Origin of the sequence: Bacillus sp. SIMBA_154 (genome assembly GCF_046536015.1) — a bacterium.
GTDB lineage: Bacteria > Bacillota > Bacilli > Bacillales > Bacillaceae > Bacillus > Bacillus pumilus_P.
Genome location: NZ_JAWJBV010000770.1, coordinates 1 through 228 on the forward strand (window position 1 = coordinate 1; position 228 = coordinate 228).

Genomic DNA, 228 nt, shown 5'->3' on the forward strand with positions numbered 1-228 from the left:
GCCTTAATCGTAAACGGCGCAGGGGTTGTTGACAGCAGATAACCATCCGGCGCTTTTGTTTCAACAAATTGATAGTTTCCGGGCGCCAAACCGCCGGCGTCAATTTTGCCGCCTTCTTTTGTCATCAGATCGTCTCTTACAGTTTTTCCATCACTGTCAATGATTTTAAATACTGCACCGTCTAAAACGTTTCCGTCTTGATCCTTCTTGATCAGCTGGACAGAGCCT

1 protein-coding gene is annotated in these 228 nt (G+C 46.5%); it reads right to left on the reverse strand.

Annotated elements, in window-relative coordinates; all coding sequences use genetic code 11:
• Nucleotides 1-228, reverse strand: a 228-nt coding sequence (locus R0K30_RS23980) for a prealbumin-like fold domain-containing protein (RefSeq protein ID WP_410613588.1), incomplete at both ends; no start/stop codon positions are given.